Origin of the sequence: Saccharopolyspora gregorii, from assembly GCF_024734405.1 — a bacterium.
Classification (GTDB): domain Bacteria; phylum Actinomycetota; class Actinomycetes; order Mycobacteriales; family Pseudonocardiaceae; genus Saccharopolyspora_C; species Saccharopolyspora_C gregorii.
The window spans coordinates 225785-242968 of sequence record NZ_CP059556.1; the positions used below are offsets into that span (position 1 = coordinate 225785).

Genomic DNA, 17184 nt, shown 5'->3' on the forward strand with positions numbered 1-17184 from the left:
CGGGCGAGTGGGCCGTTCACCCGGCGCGTCAGATCAGGTGGCGGGTGAGGAACGCCAGCGCCCTCGGGTAGGCGTCGAGGCGGTTGGCGCGCTTCGCCAAGCCGTGGCCCTCGTCGTCGAACACGAGCAGTTCGCACTCGACGCCACCGCGGCGGACCGCCGTCGCCAGCTGCTCGGCCTCGGACAGCGGCACCCGCGGGTCGTTCGCCCCGTGGATCACGAACAGCGGCGCCGAGATCGCGTCCACGTGCGTCAGCGGCGAGGCCTCCCGCAGGAACTCGGCATCCGCGGCCAGCGAGCCGTACTCGCGTTCGCGGTGCGCCCGCCGGTACGGCGAGGTGTTCTCCAGGAACGTCACCAGCGAGGAGATGCCGACGATGTCCACCCCGGCGGCCCACCGCTCCGGCTGGAACGCCAACCCGGCCAGCACCATGTACCCGCCGTACGAGCCGCCCCACAGCGCCGACCGCGCCGGGTCCAGCCCGAGGCTCGGCAGCCAGTCGTGCAGCGCCGCGAGGTCCCGCACCGAATCGAGCCGCTTGCGCCCGTCGTCGGCGCTGTACCAGCGCTTCCCGTAACCGGTGGAGCCGCGCACGTTCGGCACCAGCACGGTGTGCCCCTGCGCGGCGAGCGCTTGCACGATCGGGTTGAAGGTGCGCACCGACTGGCCTTCCGGCCCGCCGTGGATGATCAGCACCGAGGAGCCGGTGGGGTCCTCGGGCCGGTACGCGAAGCACGGCACCTGCTCGCCGTCGGGCGTGGGAACCCGGTGCACCGACGGTGTGACCAGGCGTTCCCCGGCGAGCGCGGCCGCCGAGCCGGTCATCGCCAGCGGCGGGTCGTCCTGCTCGACGTCGAGGACCAGCACGTCGCCCGGCACGTCGGGGGCGCTGAAGGACAGCGCGACCAGCCGCGAATCGGGGGACCACACGGGGGAGGGCAGCGGGAACGCGCACCAGCCGTCGCCGGGCAGCGGGACCTCCCGGCGCAGCCGCCCGGTCCGCGCGTCGTGCAGCGCCAGCCGGCCCGCGCCGTCGTCGTTCGCCTGCACCAGCAGCGAGTTCCCGTCCGGTGCCAGCCAGCCGAGCAGGTCGTGCTCCTCGGAGGTCACCAGCCAGGTGCGGTCGCCGGTGCGCGGGTCGATGCGGGCCACGCCGACGCGGTCCCGGTCGGCGTTGCTGCTCACGACCAGCCCGGAGTCGTCGGGCAGCCAGCGGACGTGCGTGTTGCGGGTGTGCTCGCCGGGTCCGGTGAGCACGCGGAGGCGCTCGCCGTCGGTGGTGGGCATCGTGTCCACCAGCAGCACCTGGTCGGACATCGGCCGCTCGCCGGGCAGCGTCAGCGCCAGGTAGTGGCTGTCCGGGGACGCGGCGGCCTCCTGCACCATGCCGCCGCCGTCGTAGACGACGATCTCCTCGCCGGTGAGCGCGCTGCGGATGACCACGTCGAAGTCGACGCCGTTGCGCCGGTTCGTGGCGTACACGAGCCGGCCGGGCAGCACGTCCAGCAGCCGGTGCACGTAGCGCGGGTCCCGCACCAGCGGCTGCAGGTCGTCGAGCTCGGCGGGCCGGGTGCGGCGGCGGTCCAGGCGCATCAGGGACAGCTGGCCGCGCTCGTTGCCGCCGGTGTCGTGCTGGATGATCGCCGCGCGCTCGCCGGGCAGGTACCGGCCGGTGACCGCGCCGGACAGGGCGGTCAGCGCGGTCGCGCCGCCGTTGGGGGAGAGCTCCACGAGCTGGGTGGAGCCCGACTCGTCGGACCCGGCGAGCACCCGTCCCGCCTCGTCCACGTCGAACGCCCGCCAGCTCGCCAGTTCCAGCAACCGCACCATGTCCACCGCCATGCGCTCACCTTGTCACGAGCGACGCCCCCGGGGACCTGCCGGGAGGAGGTGATCAACACCTTGATCGTTGCGGCCGGTGGGCGACGCGGGTTGGGCCGTCCGCCTGGTCGCGACCGGCCGCCCGGCGGAGTCGAGTGCTACCGCCGCAGGGGTGAAAACGGGCCACCGGACCCTGGGAAATTCGCCGCAGCGGCAGGACGGCCTCGGCGTCTTACGATGATCGGCGACCGCTCAGCCGCCGCGTTGCTGGAAGAGGACCCATGCGGACATCAGCGTGCCTGCTCACCGGCCTGCTCCTGCTCACCGGGGCCGCTTCGGCCACGGCGCAGGAAACCCCGGACCACACCGTCACCTTCGTCAACGATTCCGGCGAGCAGCTGTGGATCGGCAGCACCACCAACCCGGACGGCTCGGAACAGCTCACCGGCCTGCCGGTGCTGGCGGACGGCGAGTCCGCGACGATCACCGTCCCCGAGTCCGGCGAAGCGGGGCACTGGCGCGGCAAGTTCTTCGCCCGCCAGGGCTGCTCCGGCGAACCGGGCGCCGACTTCCACTGCGCCATCGGCGACTGCGGCCCGGAGGCGGACACCTGCACCACCGGTGAGGAACCGGCGGGGCTGGCGGAGTTCAACTTCGACCCCGCCGACCCGGACGCCCCCTGGTACAACGTCAGCTACGTCAACGCGGTGTCGCTGCCGATCACCATCGAACCGGACGACGCCGACCCGCCGCCGGACTCCAACCAGTGCGAGCAGGTCGGCTGTGCGGAACCGCTGCTGCCGTACTGCCCGCCGGAGAACCTCACCGGCGGCGAGGACGGGCAGCCACAGCTGTGCACGAACCCGAGCCGCGACGAGAAGACGCCCTACAGCGACGCCCTCAACGAGCACTGCCCGCGCGCGTACGGGTGGTCGAAGCAGGACCAGGAACCGGGCAACGACGTCATGCGCAACTGCCCGTCCTGCGGCGGCCTCACCGTCACCTTCCACCGGCCGAGCTGACCCGCGGGCCGACACGGCGGGTGGTCGCGGCCGGGGCGGCTCCGGCACGACTACCCTGGGCGGAGTGCCCGTTCGGGCACGTGCCCACGCTGGGTTCGGGCCGGTGAGCCGGAACGCCGGGCGCGATCGACAGCGCCACGCGACGAACCCCAGCGGCGACCGCGAACAGCTCTGGAGGACCACGGTGCAACCGGGTGGCCAGCCGAACATGCAGCAGATCATGGAACAGGCGCAGCAGATGCAGCAGCAGCTGATGAGCGCGCAGCAGGAACTCGCCGACGCGGAAGCGACCGGCAGCGCGGGCGGCGGGCTGGTGACGGCGGTCGTCAGCGGCACCGGCGAGCTCAAGGCCGTGACCATCGACCCGAAGGCCGCCGACCCCGAGGACACCGAGACGCTCTCGGACCTGGTGGTGGCCGCGGTGCGCGACGCGAACCGGGCGGCGCAGGAGCTCCAGGCGGAGAAGATGGGCCCGGTGACCGGCGCGCTGGGCGGCGGCCAGGGACTGGGCGGGCTCGGCCTGCCCGGCATGTGACGGAGCGTCCACGGTGTACGAAGGTCCGGTCCAGGACTTGATCGACGAGCTGGGCAGGCTGCCCGGCATCGGTCCGAAGAGCGCCCAGCGCCTCGCCTTCCACCTGCTCGCGGCGGAACCGGCGGACGTGACCCGGTTGCAGGAGGTGCTGCAGAAGGTCAAGGAAGGCGTGATGTTCTGCGAGATCTGCGGCAACGTCTCCGAGCAGGAGAAGTGCCGGATCTGCCAGGACGCCCGCCGCGACACCGCGCTGGTGTGCGTGGTCGAGGAGCCCAAGGACGTCCTCGCGGTGGAGCGCACCCGCGAGTTCAAGGGCCGCTACCACGTGCTCGGCGGTGCGCTGGACCCGTTGTCGGGCATCGGTCCGGACCAGCTCCGGGTGCGCCAGCTGCTGACCCGCATCGGGACCGACGAGATCACCGAGGTGATCATCGCGACGGACCCGAACACCGAGGGGGAGGCGACGGCGACGTACCTGGTGCGGATGCTGCGGGACTTCCCCGGGCTGAACGTGACGCGGCTGGCCTCGGGCCTGCCGATGGGCGGTGACCTGGAGTTCGCGGACGAGCTGACGTTGGGGCGCGCCCTGTCGGGCCGCCGCGCGATGTGAACCGGGTGGCGGGGCGCGGGGCGTCCCGCCACCGGGTCGAGGTACCGCGGTGAACGAGTTCGAGCGGGCCGCCGACGCGGCGGTCGCGCACCTGCTGGCGGCCCCGGCGCGGCTGGGCCCGGTGCGGGTGCTGGCGGTGGACGGCCCGTCGGGGGCGGGCAAGTCCACGTTCGCCGGCCTGCTGCTGTCCCGGCTGGGCGGGGTCGACGCCCGCCTGGTCCGCACCGATGACTTCGCCACCTGGGACGAGCCGGTCGAGTGGTGGCCCCGGTTGCGCGCGGGCGTGCTGGAGCCGCTGGCCGCGGGCCGGCCCGGCGGGTACCGCCGCACCGAGTGGCCGGGCGGGCGCCCGGTGCTGGGCGCGCACGTGCCGGTTCCGGTGCCGGAAGTCCTGGTGCTGGAAGGGGTTTCCGCCGCGCGCGCGGACCTCGCGCCACGATTGTCCGCTGTGGTCTGGGTGGAACCGGTGGGGCCGGCCGCGCGCCTGGAGCGGGCGGTGGCGCGGGACGGGGAGAGCGCGCGCGGCGAGCTGCGCCGCTGGCAGCGCTTCGAGCGGGACTGGTTCGCCGCCGACGGCACCCGCGCCCGCGCCGACGTCCGGATCGGCCCCGCCGCGACCGGCGCACCCGGCTGATCCGCTCGGCGGGAATCGCGCTCGCCCGGCCTCGGACAACGGGCCGGGCGAACTGGGAATCGCTGCTGCGAGATCGTGCCGGAATCGACGGTGAACGGTGCACCGGATTGAGCCGTCCGGGTCAATTCCGCGGCGGGAAAACCGCGTCCGCGCGGGAATGAGAACTGATCTGACGGGGCGAACGTGCAGGTCAGCGCGGGTGCTGCGCATTCCCGGAATTCCCGGCGATCGTTGGGAAAATTCGCGAGCGCGGATTCGTCGAGGTAGCGAGATCGTAACCTGACCTACTCCAATGGGGGCGCCGCGCGGGCTATTGTTCTCCGCAATGTGAGACCTGAGACACATCGAGGTGCTGTGATGAGAGCTCCGTCGAGGCCGCACCCGTCCGGCATCCGGCGCCGGGCCGCGATCGCGGGAATCGCCTGCGCGCTCGTGGCAGCAGCGGCAGGATGTGCCGAGTCCCAACGCGGCGAGGGCGGTGGTGAGGGCGGCAGCCTCACCTTCGGCGCCGCGGGGGCCCCCGACCTGTTCGACCCGTTCTACGCCTCCGACGGCGAGACGTTCCGCGTCACCCGCCAGATCATGGAAGGGCTCGTCGGTTTCAAGGCGGGCACCGCCGACGTCGAACCGGAGCTCGCCGAGAGCTGGGAGCACACCGCCGACGGCAAGGCCTGGACCTTCCACCTGCGGCAGGGCGTGAAGTTCCACGACGGCACCGACTTCGACGGCAGCGCGGTCTGCGCGAACTTCGAGCGCTGGTATCACCAGACCGGAGCCGGGCAGAACAACGCGCTGTCCTACTACTGGATCGAGAACTTCGGCGGCTTCGCCGACGGCGCGCAGCCCTCGCTGTACGCGTCCTGCGAGAGCCCGGACCCGGCGACCGCGACCGTGCACCTCACCCGCGCCACCTCGAAGTTCCCCGACCTGCTCGGCCTGCCCGCGTTCAGCATGCAGTCACCCGCGGCGATGGAGCGGTACCGGGCGAACGACGTGCGCGCCGTGGGCGACAGCTTCACCTACCCCGAGTACGCGCGGTCGCACCCGACGGGCACCGGACCGTTCCGGTTCGTCTCCTACGACCAGGGCAACGCCGCGATCCGGTTGGAGCGCAACGACGAGTACTGGGGCGAGAAGGCGAAGCTGCACGACCTCACGTTCCGGATCATCCCGGACGAGACCACCCGCAAGCAGGAACTCGAATCCGGCGGCATCGACGGCTACGACCTGCCGAACGCCGCCGACCTGAAGTCGTTGCGGGACGCGGGGAACCAGGTCGAGGTCCGCGACCCGTTCAACATCATGTACCTGGGGATCACGCAGAAGAACAACCCGAAGCTGCGCGACCTGCGGGTGCGCCAGGCGCTGGCGCACGCGGTGGACCGGGAGAACCTGGTGCGGGCGAACCTGCCGGAAGGCGCCGAGGTCGCCACCCAGTTCTACCCGGACACCGTCGACGGCTGGGCGCCCGACGTGCGGCAGTACCCGCACGACCCGGACCGCGCCCGGCAGCTGCTCGCCGAAGCGGGCGCCGCCGACCTCACCCTGACCTTCTACTGGCCCGCCGAGGTGACCCGGCCCTACATGCCGGACCCGCAGGGCATCTACAACGCGCTCGCCGAAGACCTCCGCGAGGTCGGCATCACGGTGAACGCGGTGAGCAAGCCGTGGAACGGCGGCTACATCGACGACGTGGACAACGCCCGCGCCGACGTCTTCCTGCTCGGCTGGACCGGGGACTACAACACGCCGGACAACTTCATCGGCACGTTCTTCGGCACGCCCACGAGCCGCTTCTACACCGCGGGATCCCCGTGGGGCGAGCAGCTGGCCGCCGAACTCCGGGCCGCCGACGGCGAACCGGACGAGGCGAAGCGCAACGGCTTGTACCAGGAGATCAACCGCAAGCTGCTGGCCGAGTACCTGCCCGCCGTGCCGCTGTCGCACTCGCCGCCCGCGATCGTGGTCGGCGAGAACGTGCACGGGCTCGTCCCGTCCCCGCTGACCGCGGAGGAGTTCGCCGGGGTGACCGTCACCGGCTGATCCCCGGGCCGCCGCGATCCGATCGCGGCGGACCGCACCGGCGGACCCGAGGTCCGTCCATACAGGACGCAGTACCGCACAACCCGGGGGACGCGTGCTCCGCTACACGATCCGGCGACTGGCGCAGCTGGTGCTCGTCGCCTTCGTCCTGTCCGTGCTGCTGTTCGGCTGGCTGCGGCTGCTGCCCGGCGGGCCGGTGTCCGCGCTGCTCGGCGACCGCGCCACCCCCGAATCCCGGGCCGCGCTGGAAGCGCAGCTCGGGCTGGACCAGCCGATCTGGTCGCAGTACGGGAAGTTCCTGCTGCGCGCGCTCAGCGGCGACTTCGGCACCTCCACCGGCGTGGAGCGCGGATCGCCCGCCGTGCAGGTGTTCCTCACCCGCTTCCCCGCGACCATCGAGCTCTCGCTGCTGGCGCTGCTGCTCGCCGTCGCCGTCGGCATCCCGCTCGGCTACCTCGCCGCCCGCCGCCGCGGCGGGTGGTGGGACAACCTGAGCATCACCTGGTCGCTCGTCGGCGTCGCGGTGCCGGTGTTCTTCCTGGCGTTCCTGCTGAAGTTCGTGTTCGCCGTGCAGCTGGGCTGGCTGCCCGCGTCCGGCAGGCAGGACGTCGGGCTCGACGCCACCCGGGTCACCGGCTTCTACGTCCTCGACGGGCTCCTGACCCGCGAGTGGGACGCCGCGTGGAACGCGCTGGTGCACCTGGCGCTGCCCGCGGTCGCGCTGTCCACCATCCCGTTCGCGGTGATCTTCCGGATCACCCGGGCCGCCGTCCTCGACGTGCTCGACGAGGACTACGTGCGCACCGCCCGCGCCAAGGGGCTCAGCGGGGCGGTGATCCGGCGCAGGCACGTGCTGCACAACGCGCTGCTGCCGGTGGTCACCACCGTCGGCCTGCAGACCGGGGCGCTGCTCGCGGGCGCCGTGCTCACCGAGCGGGTGTTCAACATCGCCGGGATCGGCCAAGCCGTCGCCGTCGGCTTCGAGCGCAAGGACTTCCCGGTGCTGCAAGTGGTGATCCTGGCGGCGGCGATGGTGTACGTGCTGGTCAACCTGCTCGTCGACCTCTCGTACGCGTTGATCGACCCCCGATTGCGGGCGAGGTGACCGTGGTGACGCCCACCGCGCGCAAGGCGCGCATCGACGACCTGGCCGAAGCGGACATCGGCGTGAGCCTCGTCGCCTCCGCGTGGCGGCGGCTGCGGTACAGCCCCGCGTTCCTCGTCGGCGCCGGCCTGATCGGACTGTTCGTGCTGCTGGCCGTGGCCGCGCCGCTGCTCGCCCCGCACGACCCCGGGCTGCACCTGCTGGAGAACCAGGTCTCGCGCGCCGACAACACGATCCCGCCCGCGCAGCCCGGGCACCCGCTCGGCGGCGACCAGTACGGCCGCGACCTGCTGTCCCGGCTGCTGCTCGGCTCGCAGCAGACGCTGCTGGTGGCGCTGCTGGCCACCGTCATCGGGCTCGGCGGCGGGCTGGTCCTCGGCTTGCTCGCCGGCGCGTTCGGCGGCTGGGTCGACGCGCTCGTCATGCGGGTCGTGGACGTGCTGCTGTCCGTCCCGTCGCTGCTGCTGGCCGTGTCCATCGGGGCGCTGTTCACCCAGCAGAACCGGTTCACCGTGATCCTCGCCGTCGCGCTCGTGCAGGTGCCGATCTTCGGCAGGCTGCTGCGCGGCACCATGCTCGCCCAGCGCGCCAGCGACCACGTGCTCGCCGCGCGGGCGCTGGGCGTGCGGGAGAGCGCCATCGTGTTCCGGCACATGCTGCCCAACGCGCTCGGGCCGGTGATCGTGCAGGCCACGCTCGTGCTGGCCACGGCGATCATCGACGCGGCGGCGCTGTCGTTCCTCGGGCTCGGCGCCGCCGACGACTCGGTGCCGGAATGGGGGCAGATGCTCGGCGGCGCGCAGGACGTCATCGACTCGCACCCGCAGCTGGCGTTCTGGCCCGCAGGCTGCATCATCCTCGTCGCCCTCGGCTTCACCCTGGTCGGCGAGTCGTTGCGGGACGCACTGGACCCGAAGCGGCGGCGATGAGCGCGCCGCCCGCGACCACCCACCTGTGAGGACCTCGGATATGGCACTGCTGGAAGTCCGCGACCTGTCGGTGGTGTTCGCGCGCCGCGGCGAGCCGCCGGTCACCGCGGTCGACGGCATCTCCTTCGACGTCGAACCGGGCCGCACCGTCGGGCTCGTCGGCGAATCCGGGTGCGGCAAGTCCGTCACCTCGCTCGCCATCATGGGGCTGCTGCCGCCGCGCGGCGCCGAAGTCGGCGGGTCCGTGCGGTTCGACGGCACCGAACTGCTCTCGCTCGGCAAGAAAGAGCTGGACCGGCGGCGCGGCAGCGACCTCGGCATGGTGTTCCAGGACCCGTTGACCTCGCTGAACCCGGTGGTGCCCATCGGGTTGCAGGTCTCCGAGGTCATCGAGCGCCACCGCGGCCTCCGCCGCAAGCAGGCGATGCCGGAAGCCGCGGACCTGCTGCGCCGCGTCGGCATCCCCGACCCGACGCGGCGGCTCGCGGAGTACCCGCACCAGCTCTCCGGCGGCATGCGGCAGCGCGCGCTGATCGCGATGGCGCTGGCCTGCCGGCCGCGGCTGCTCATCGCCGACGAACCGACCACCGCGCTGGACGTGACGATCCAGGCGCAGATCCTGAACCTGCTGGCCACGCTCGTCGCCGACACCGGCACCGCGCTCATCATGATCACGCACGACCTGGGCGTCGTCGCGGGGCTGTGCGACGAGGTGAACGTGCTCTACGCGGGGCGCGTCGTGGAGCGCGCCACCCGGCACGAGCTGTTCGCCCGGCCCCGCCACCCCTACACCTCGGGGCTGCTCGCCTCGGTGCCCCGGCTGGACTCGCCGCGCGGGCGGCGGCTCGCGCCGATCCGCGGCTCGGTGAGCGACAACGTGCCGTGGGACACCGGGTGCGCGTTCAGCCCGCGCTGCCCGAACGCGCTGGAGGTCTGCGGGCAGGAACCCCCGGACGCGTCCATCGACGTGGGCGCGCGGCTGTTGCGCTGCCACAACCCGGTCCGGGAGCACGCCGTCACCCCCGCGGAGCAGTCATGACGAACACGGACCCGGGGACGCTCGCCGCCCCCTCCGCCGACGTGGAGCGCGAGGTGCTGGTCGAGGTCACCGACCTCGCCGTGCACTTCCCGATCAAGCGCGGCGTGGTGCTGGACCGCACCGTCGGCCACCTGCACGCCGTGGACGGGGTGACGCTGGGCGTGCGGCGCGGCGAGACCTACGGCCTCGTCGGCGAATCCGGCTGCGGGAAGTCCACCCTCGGCCGGGCGCTGCTGCGGCTGGAGAAGCCCACCGGCGGCCGGGTCGTGTTCGACGGCACCGACCTGTCCGGGATGAAGGGCGAACCGCTGCGCCGGATGCGCCGCCGCATGCAGATGGTGTTCCAGGACCCGCTGTCCTCGTTGGACCCGCGCCAGTCCGTGGAGGCGCTGCTGGTGGAGGGCCTGCGCGCGCACGGCCTGGACCGGGGCCGGGAGCCCACCGCCGCCCGGCTGCGCGAACTGCTCGACGCGGTGGGCCTGCCCGTGCGGGCGCTGCGCAAGTACCCGCACGAGTTCTCCGGCGGGCAGCGCCAGCGCATCGGCATCGCGCGGGCGCTCGCCGTCGGCCCCGACCTGATCATCGCGGACGAACCGGTGTCCGCGCTGGACGTGTCGGTGCAGGCGCAGGTGGTGAACCTGCTGGAGGACCTGCAGGGCGAGTTCGGCCTCACCTACCTGGTCATCGCGCACGACCTCGCCGTGGTGCGGCACATCGCCGACCGGGTCGGCGTCATGTACCTGGGCGGGCTGGTGGAGGAGGCGGGCTCCGACGAGCTGTACGCCGCACCGCGCCACCCCTACACGAAGGCGCTGCTGTCCGCGGTGCCCGTGCCCGACCCGCAGGTGGAGGACCGGCGCGAGCAGATCCTGCTCTCCGGCGACCTGCCGTCCCCGTCCGATCCGCCCACCGGCTGCCGCTTCCACACCCGCTGCCCGTGGCGGCGGCCGGAGCGCTGCGACACCGAACGGCCCGAGCTGCGCACCATCGGCACCGGGCACCGGGTCGCCTGCCACTACGCGGAGGAGATCGGTGCCGGGTGATCAGCGGGCGGGGGCCTGCCGGAACGCGCTCGGGCCGATGCCGCGGACCCGCTTGAACGCGGCGCTGAAGCCGAACGGGTCCGCGTAGCCGACGGTCCGCGCGACCTCCGCGACGGTCGCCGCCTCCCGCTCCACCAGCAGGTCCGCGGCCAACGTCATCCGCCAGCGCGTCAGGTACGTCAGCGGCGGCTCGCCCACCAGGTCCGCGAACCGCTTCGCCAGCGTCGACCGCGACACCCCGGCGCGGGCGGCCAGCGAACCGACCGACCACGGCGCCGCCGGATCCTCGTGCAGCAGCCGCAGCGCGGCACCCACCACCGGGTCGCGCTGCGCCGCCCACCAGGCCGGGGGTTCGCCGCCGGGCCGGTCGAACCACGAGCGCAACGTGCAGACGAGCATCCAGTCCAGCAGCCGGTCCAGCACCACCTGCTGGCCGGGTGCGTCCACGGCGACCTCGGCGGCAAGCTGCTCCAGCACCGGGTCGGCGGTGCCCCCGGCGTCCACCCGCAGCACCACGGGCAGCGCGTCCAGCAGCCTGCGGCTGATCTCGCCGCGCGCCGGGTACGCGCCGGTGATCAGCGTGGTCGCGCCCGCGTCCCCGGCCGGGTCGCTCCAGCCGAGCCGGTGCCGCGCGCCGCCCTGCTCCGGCGTCGCGCAGTCCACCCCGCACTCCATCGGCTCCGCACCCGTGCCGACCTCGTCGACGAAGGCGAACGTCCCCGGCCCGCGCACGATCATCGTGTCCCCGGCGCGCAGCGGCTCCGGCGGGAGGCCTTCCGGCACGACCCAGCCCGAACCGGTCAGCGCGGTGCACAACGTGAGCGGCGCGCCGTCCACGAAGCGCAGCGACCACGGCGCCGAGACGGTCGTCGCGCCGAACAGGGAACCGTGCGCCCGCACGCCGCGGATCAAGTCGCTGAACGCGTCCACCCCATCGAGGTTAGACGAACGGACAGGTGATCCGGCTCTTCGCCCATGTGCGCGTCCGAGTCGGCGGCGTTGAATCGGTGGCGTGAACAACGACGGCACGACCCTCGTCCTCGGCGCCACCGGCAAGACCGGCCGCCGCATCGTCCCCCGGCTGCGGCTGCGCGGCGTCCCGGTGCGGGCCGCCTCCCGGTCCAGCGCCACCCGCTTCGACTGGCACGACCCGGCCGGGTGGGACGCGGTGCTGCACGGCGTGGACGCCGTCTACCTGGTGGCGCCGCGCGAACCGGGGCCCGCGCACGACTTCGTGGCCCGCGCCGACGCGGCCGGGGTGCGGCGGCTGGTGCTGCTGTCCGGGCGCGGGGCCGACAGCTGGGGCGATTCGGAGTTCGGCCTGGACATGCGGTCCGCGGAGGAAGCGGTGCGCGGCTCGGCGCTGGAGTGGACGGTGCTGCGCGCGTCGAACTTCGCGCAGAACTTCGACGAGGACGTGTTCCGGCCCGCGCTGCTGGCCGGGGAACTCGCGCTGCCCGCCGGACCGGTGCCGGAACCGTTCATCGACGTCGAGGACGTCGCCGACGCCGCGGCCGCGGTGCTCACCGAGCCGGGGCGGCACGCCGGGCGGACCTACGAGCTGTCGGGACCGCGCGCCATCACCTTCGGCGAGGTCGTCGAGCTGATCTCCCGCGCCACCGGGCGGACCATCACCTACCGCCGCACCACGCCCGCCGAGTACGAGGCGGCGCTGATCGCGGAAGGCGCGACCGCGGCGGACGCGCACGAGGTGGCCGCCATGTTCGAGCTGATGGCGGGCGGGCTGATCGCCGGGACCACCGACGAACTCGCCACCCTGCTCGGTCGGGCGCCCCGCACCTTCGAGGACCACGTGGTGCGCGCGGCCGCTGCGGGCGCCTGGCATTGAGCGCTCGTGCCGCGAGAGCGGGCCGTGGCCACGACCCCTGTCGTCCACAAAGGACGAAAAACGACTTCCCGGACCACACGGCGAAAGCGGAGGAAAGACCATGAACACCGGCATCCCGACCACCGAGGACCTCGCCCTCCTCCGGCGCCCGCTGCACGGTTTCCTGACCGTCGCGGCGGCTCCGGCCCCGGCGCAACCCCGCCCGGTGTGGTTCGACGCCGCCGACGACGGCACGATCCACCTGTTCACCGAACCCGGCTCGCTGAAGGTGCGGCGGCTGGAACGCGACCCGCGCGCCTCGCTCGTCGTCGCCGCCCCGGTGGGGGAGCGCGAGCACTGGGTGTCGGTGGCCGGTCGCGTCACCTTCGAACCGGACGGGGCGGAGGATCTGGCCCGCCGCCTCGCCGCCCGCTACTGGGACCTGACCGATCCGACGCGCACCGCCGATCTCGACGCGATGCTCGCCGCCGGAGTGCTCCGCTTCACCCTCCACCCCGAGAAGACCCACCGCTTCACCTACTGACCGCGGGCGTCGAGGAGCGCGCCCGCACCCGCTTTCTGCCGGGCGGTCTTGCGCTCCGCGTACGCGTCCAGGTCGGCTACCGAGATCATCCGGTGCGAGCTGCCCGGCTTGTTCCGCGCCGGGATCGTGCCCGCGTCCAGCAGTTTGACCAGCAGCGGCCGCGAGATCCCGAGGTAGGCGGCGGCTTCGTTCGGAGTCATCTCGGAGATGGCGTCCGGAGCGATGATGCGCACCCGGTGCCCCTCGGCCTGTTCGCGGGCGGTGTGCAGCAGCGCGTCCAGCACCGCAGGCGGTAGTTCGTAGTGCACGAACCGGCCGTCGACCTCGATCGCCAAGCTCGCGGAGTGCTGCGTGCGGGAGTCGCGCAGTTCGTCGACGCCTCGTTGCAACTTCGACGAGGCTTCCCTGGTCGGGTCGTCCGGCCGCGCCAGCTCGAACATCGCGCTCATGGTGCCTCCTTCGGCCGTTCCCGAGCCTACCGCTATCTGCAGCATCTGCAATCACGCGTTCCGGTGTTCGCCGGCCACCGGTTCCGCCTCCGCCGGAGGTGCGACGGGTTCGAGGGGTGGCGGGGTGGCGCGGGGCGGGCGGCTGCCGAGGAGGACTCCGCCGACGACGACCACCCCCGCGGCGAGCTCGACCGGGTGCGGCCGTTCGCCGAGCACCAGCCACGCCGAGGTGACGCCGACGATCGGCACCAGCAGCGAGAACGGCGCGACGGTGCTCGCCGGGTACCGCGCCAGCAACGTCGTCCACAACCCGGAGCCGACCACGGTCGCCAGCAGCGAGGTGAACGCCAGCCCGCCCAGCGCCGCCCATCCGGCGGGGGAGAGCACCGAGCCCGCGGCGGCCCGCCAGCCGGTGCCGGGGCCTTCCAGGAACGCGGACAGCACGAACATCGGCACCGGCGGCACGATCGACATCCACAACGTCAGCCGCAGCGGGTTCGGCGCCTGCGCCTGGCGGCTGCACAGGTTGCCGAGCGCCCAGCCCAGCGCCCCGCACAGGGCGAGCAGCACCGGCAGCAGCACCGCCGACTGCGCCCGGTGCCAGCCGATCGCGGCCATGCCGAGCACGGCGATCGCGATGCCCGCGGCCTGCACCGGCCGGATCCGCTCCCGCAGCAGCAGCCCGCCGAGCAGCACGGTGAACGGCGCGGAGGCCTGCAGCACCAGCGAGGCGAGCCCGGTCGGCAGTCCCGCGTCCATCGCCAGGAACAGGAACGCGAACTGCGCGGTGCCGAAGCCGAGGCCGTAGCCCAGCAGCCACCGCCACCGCACGCCGGGCAGCGGCACCAGCAGCACGGTCGGCACCGCGATCACCAGGAACCGCAGGCCCGCGAAGAACAGCGGCGGGAACCACCGCAGCGCGTAGTCGAGGGCGAGGAAGTTGATGCCCCACAGCAGGGCCACGAAGGCGGCGAGGAGGCGGTCTCGGGCGGTCACGGAACCGAGCTTGCGGCGACGCTCCATGAAGGACAAGCGACAACAACTGAACCATCCATGTAGTTTCGCTTCATGGAGGTTCGGAGATTGCGGCTGCTGCGCGAGCTGGCCGACCGGGGGACCGTCACCGCGGTGGCGAAAGCGCTGGACTACACGCCGTCGGCGGTGTCCCAACAGCTCAAGGCGCTGCAGTCGGAGGCGGGCGTGCCGCTGACCGAACCCGCGGGCCGCAGCCTGCGGCTCACCGACGCCGGCTGGGCGCTGGTGGCGCGGTCCGACGAGGTGCTGGCAGCGCTGGAGCGGATGGACGCGGAGCTCAACAGCTTCCGGTCGGCGCCGCGCGGCACGGTGCGGCTGGCGGCGTTCCCGTCCGGCGCGCTGCTGGTGCTGCCCGGGCTGCTGAGCAGGCTCGCCGAGCAGCCGCAGCTGCGCGTGGAGTTCCGCGACGTCGACATGCAGCCGTCGGAGGTGCCCGCGCTGCTCGCGGACTTCGACGTGCTGGTGGCGCACCGGGACGACCACGCGCCGCCGTTCGACGCGGCCCGCGCGGAGATCACGCCGCTGTACCGGGAACCGCTCGACGTGGCGCTGCCGCCGGGGCACCGGCTCGCCCGCAAGGACCGGGTGGAGCTCACCGAACTCGCCGCGGAGCCGTGGATCGGGGTGGACGTGGGCTTCCCGGTGGACGACGTGCTGCGCTCGCTGGCGGTCCGGACCGGGACCCGGCCGCGGGTGGTGCAGCGGATCAACGACTTCCGGATCACCGAGGCCCTGGTCGCGGCGGGGCACGGCGTGGCGCTGCTGCCGCGCTTCGCGGTGGACGACCCGGGCCTCGTGCTGCGCCCGCTGGCGGGAGTGCGGGCGGGCCGCAACGTGGAGGCGGTGACCCGGCGCGGTGCCACGGACCGGCCCGCGATCCGCGCGGTGCTGGAAGCCCTGCGCGCCGAGTGCCACGAGCGCACCACCTGATCCGCCCCCGGGCGGGGGTCACCTCGGCGGGTGCGCCTGCGCCCACCGGGCGATCGCGGCCACCTCGTCCGCGTGCTCGGCGAGGGTGTCGCCGACGATGCCGACGACCGGGATGTGCCCGGGCCGGGCCACGTCGGCGGGCCGCGGCACGAAGCCCTTCTCGTGCACCCCGGTGCTGCCCGGCCCGGGCGTGCCCTCGGCGAGGTGCCCGGTGGTGCGCGCGTACCGGGTGAGCACCCGCGGCTCCCGCAGGTCCCGGTCCACGCCGAACCACTGCTGGCTCAGCGGGAACAGCGCGGACAGCGCGTCCCACCAGCCCTCCGCGGCCAGCAGCAGCTCCGGGTGCCGGTCCCGCAGCTCCGCGACGAGCCGCCGGTAGCCGTCCACCAGCTCGTACCGCGGGTCGTTGAACCAGTAGCCGAGGGTGTCGAAGAACGCCGCGTCCACCCCGAACTCCCGCACGACCGCCGACACCGAGTCGACCAGGTGCGCCCGGAACCGCGGCTCGCCCGGGTTGAGGAACACCTGGTCGCCCTCCCCGGTGCGGTCGCCGTCCCAGTCGGGCCGGTTGAGCAGTTCCGCGTACCGCCCGGTGTCGTTGCGGATCACCGAGCGCTCCCAGTCCGGGTAGGCGGTGACGTTGGCGCCGTGCCCGCCGAACATCGGCATCAGCCGCACGCCGAGCTCGCGCGCCGCGTCGGCGAGCCGGTGGAACCCGGCGTCGCCGCCGAGGTCCGCGCCGGGCCGGTAGCGCGGGTAGTCGTGGTAGTAGCGGCCTTCCCAGCCGGGCAGATAGGCGAGCACCCGGTGCGGCTCGACGTGCCCGCTGAGGAAGCGCAGCGCCTCGGCCATCGCCGGGAAGGTGTTGAACACGTGCCCGGTCCAGTGCTGCCCGTGCAGCGTCACGACGAGCGCCACGTCCCGCAGCCAGTCCGGCACGTCGGTGCGCTGCTCCCACGGCACGAGCTGGTGCGCGCGTTCCACGAAGGACAGGTGCTCGTCCAGGTCGGCGTCGAGGCCGCCGCGGCGCAGCCGGATCGGCGGCACCCGGTGGTGCGTGGTGCGGGCGGAGGCGGCGGGCAGGTGCACGAGCTCGACGATCCGCCCGGGCGCGTAGGCGGGCCGGTGCACGTGCAGGACCTGCCGCCGCACCAGCGGATCGCGCACGCTCAGCGCGACGTCGCCGCTCGCCGCCCACGGCGTCGCCCACTCCGGGCCGGGGTAGTCGAGCTGGAAGCGGCCGCCGAGCTCGTGGCCGCGGCCGGTGTTCGGTGCCCACCACGGTTCGTCGGGGAGTCCGGTGAGCAGCAGCTTGACCGCTTTCACCGGTTCCGGGTGGTCGACGCTGATGGTCCACTCGGCGCGGTCGCCGCCGGTGCGCAGCTCCACCTCGACGCCGCCGTCCGCGGTGCGCTGCCCGCCGAGCCGGGCGAGCCGGTCGCAGCGCAGCCGGCCGTCCTGGAAGTGGCAGCGGGCCGGGTCCAGCCCGTAGCCGTTGCCGGTGGTGAACACCTGCACGGCCCAGCGCACGTCGGTGCCGGGCAGCGGGAAGTGCGGGTCGCGGGGGTCGAAGCTCAGGTCCGCGTCGATGAGGGCCACGAGCGCTCCCCGGTGGC

General features: G+C 73.4%; 17 protein-coding genes. 12 read left to right on the forward strand and 5 right to left on the reverse strand.

Features of this window, described 5'->3' with window-relative positions:
- Positions 1–28: 28 nt before the first annotated feature.
- Positions 29–1843, reverse strand: a complete 1815-nt coding sequence (locus H1226_RS01060; protein WP_258345055.1) for an alpha/beta hydrolase family protein — start codon at positions 1841–1843, stop codon at positions 29–31.
- Between the two features lie 260 nt (positions 1844–2103).
- On the opposite strand from H1226_RS01060, the gene H1226_RS01065 reads away from it, so the two are divergent.
- From H1226_RS01065 to H1226_RS01105, 9 genes are all read left to right on the forward strand, one after another.
- Positions 2104–2844 (forward strand): thaumatin family protein, encoded by a 741-nt coding sequence (locus H1226_RS01065; protein WP_224957111.1) that lies wholly within the window; start codon positions 2104–2106, stop codon positions 2842–2844.
- A gap of 208 nt (positions 2845–3052) precedes the next feature.
- On the forward strand, positions 3053–3379 hold the full coding sequence (locus H1226_RS01070; RefSeq protein ID WP_224957125.1) for a YbaB/EbfC family nucleoid-associated protein: 327 nt from the start codon (positions 3053–3055) through the stop codon (positions 3377–3379).
- A 13-nt stretch (positions 3380–3392) separates the two neighbouring features.
- Positions 3393–3989, forward strand: a complete 597-nt coding sequence (gene recR / locus H1226_RS01075; protein WP_224957109.1) for a recombination mediator RecR — start codon at positions 3393–3395, stop codon at positions 3987–3989.
- A 49-nt stretch (positions 3990–4038) separates the two neighbouring features.
- A complete protein-coding gene (locus H1226_RS01080) occupies positions 4039–4623 on the forward strand; it encodes a uridine kinase family protein (protein WP_258345059.1) in 585 nt (194 codons plus the stop codon).
- Positions 4624–4980: 357 nt separating this feature from the next.
- Positions 4981–6666 carry an ABC transporter substrate-binding protein gene (locus H1226_RS01085; protein ID WP_258345060.1) on the forward strand — a complete coding sequence of 562 codons (1686 nt, stop codon included), beginning with the start codon at positions 4981–4983 and terminating at the stop codon, positions 6664–6666.
- A 94-nt stretch (positions 6667–6760) separates the two neighbouring features.
- On the forward strand, positions 6761–7771 hold the full coding sequence (locus tag H1226_RS01090; RefSeq protein ID WP_224957105.1) for an ABC transporter permease: 1011 nt from the start codon (positions 6761–6763) through the stop codon (positions 7769–7771).
- A gap of 2 nt (positions 7772–7773) precedes the next feature.
- Positions 7774–8700 (forward strand): ABC transporter permease, encoded by a 927-nt coding sequence (locus H1226_RS01095; RefSeq protein ID WP_258345063.1) that lies wholly within the window; start codon positions 7774–7776, stop codon positions 8698–8700.
- Positions 8701–8740: 40 nt separating this feature from the next.
- Complete coding sequence (locus H1226_RS01100; protein WP_224957103.1) at positions 8741–9739, forward strand: ABC transporter ATP-binding protein; 999 nt, start codon at positions 8741–8743, stop codon at positions 9737–9739.
- Complete coding sequence (locus H1226_RS01105; protein ID WP_258345064.1) at positions 9736–10782, forward strand: ABC transporter ATP-binding protein; 1047 nt, start codon at positions 9736–9738, stop codon at positions 10780–10782. The genes H1226_RS01100 and H1226_RS01105 overlap by 4 nt, the downstream gene beginning before the upstream one ends.
- Here H1226_RS01105 and H1226_RS01110 read toward each other — a convergent pair whose 3' ends face one another.
- On the reverse strand, positions 10783–11712 hold the full coding sequence (locus tag H1226_RS01110) for an AraC family transcriptional regulator (RefSeq protein ID WP_258345071.1): 930 nt from the start codon (positions 11710–11712) through the stop codon (positions 10783–10785).
- Positions 11713–11794: 82 nt separating this feature from the next.
- Between H1226_RS01110 and H1226_RS01115 the strand changes: the two genes are divergently transcribed.
- Positions 11795–12631, forward strand: a complete 837-nt coding sequence (locus tag H1226_RS01115; protein WP_258345072.1) for an NAD(P)H-binding protein — start codon at positions 11795–11797, stop codon at positions 12629–12631.
- Between the two features lie 100 nt (positions 12632–12731).
- Complete coding sequence (locus tag H1226_RS01120) at positions 12732–13154, forward strand: pyridoxamine 5'-phosphate oxidase family protein (protein ID WP_258345073.1); 423 nt, start codon at positions 12732–12734, stop codon at positions 13152–13154.
- On the opposite strand, the gene H1226_RS01125 is transcribed toward H1226_RS01120, so the two are convergent.
- Together H1226_RS01125 and H1226_RS01130 are read right to left on the reverse strand one after the other, a co-directional pair.
- A complete protein-coding gene (locus tag H1226_RS01125; RefSeq protein WP_258345075.1) occupies positions 13148–13603 on the reverse strand; it encodes a helix-turn-helix domain-containing protein in 456 nt (151 codons plus the stop codon). The genes H1226_RS01120 and H1226_RS01125 overlap by 7 nt on opposite strands.
- A gap of 51 nt (positions 13604–13654) precedes the next feature.
- Positions 13655–14599, reverse strand: a complete 945-nt coding sequence (locus H1226_RS01130; protein ID WP_258345077.1) for an EamA family transporter — start codon at positions 14597–14599, stop codon at positions 13655–13657.
- 72 nt (positions 14600–14671) lie between these two features.
- On the opposite strand from H1226_RS01130, the gene H1226_RS01135 reads away from it, so the two are divergent.
- Positions 14672–15568 (forward strand): LysR family transcriptional regulator, encoded by an 897-nt coding sequence (locus H1226_RS01135; protein ID WP_258345078.1) that lies wholly within the window; start codon positions 14672–14674, stop codon positions 15566–15568.
- A gap of 18 nt (positions 15569–15586) precedes the next feature.
- Here the strand turns inward: H1226_RS01135 and H1226_RS01140 are convergent, their stop codons facing one another.
- Positions 15587–17167, reverse strand: a complete 1581-nt coding sequence (locus tag H1226_RS01140) for a hypothetical protein (RefSeq protein ID WP_258345079.1) — start codon at positions 17165–17167, stop codon at positions 15587–15589.
- Between the last annotated feature and the right edge of the window lie 17 nt (positions 17168–17184).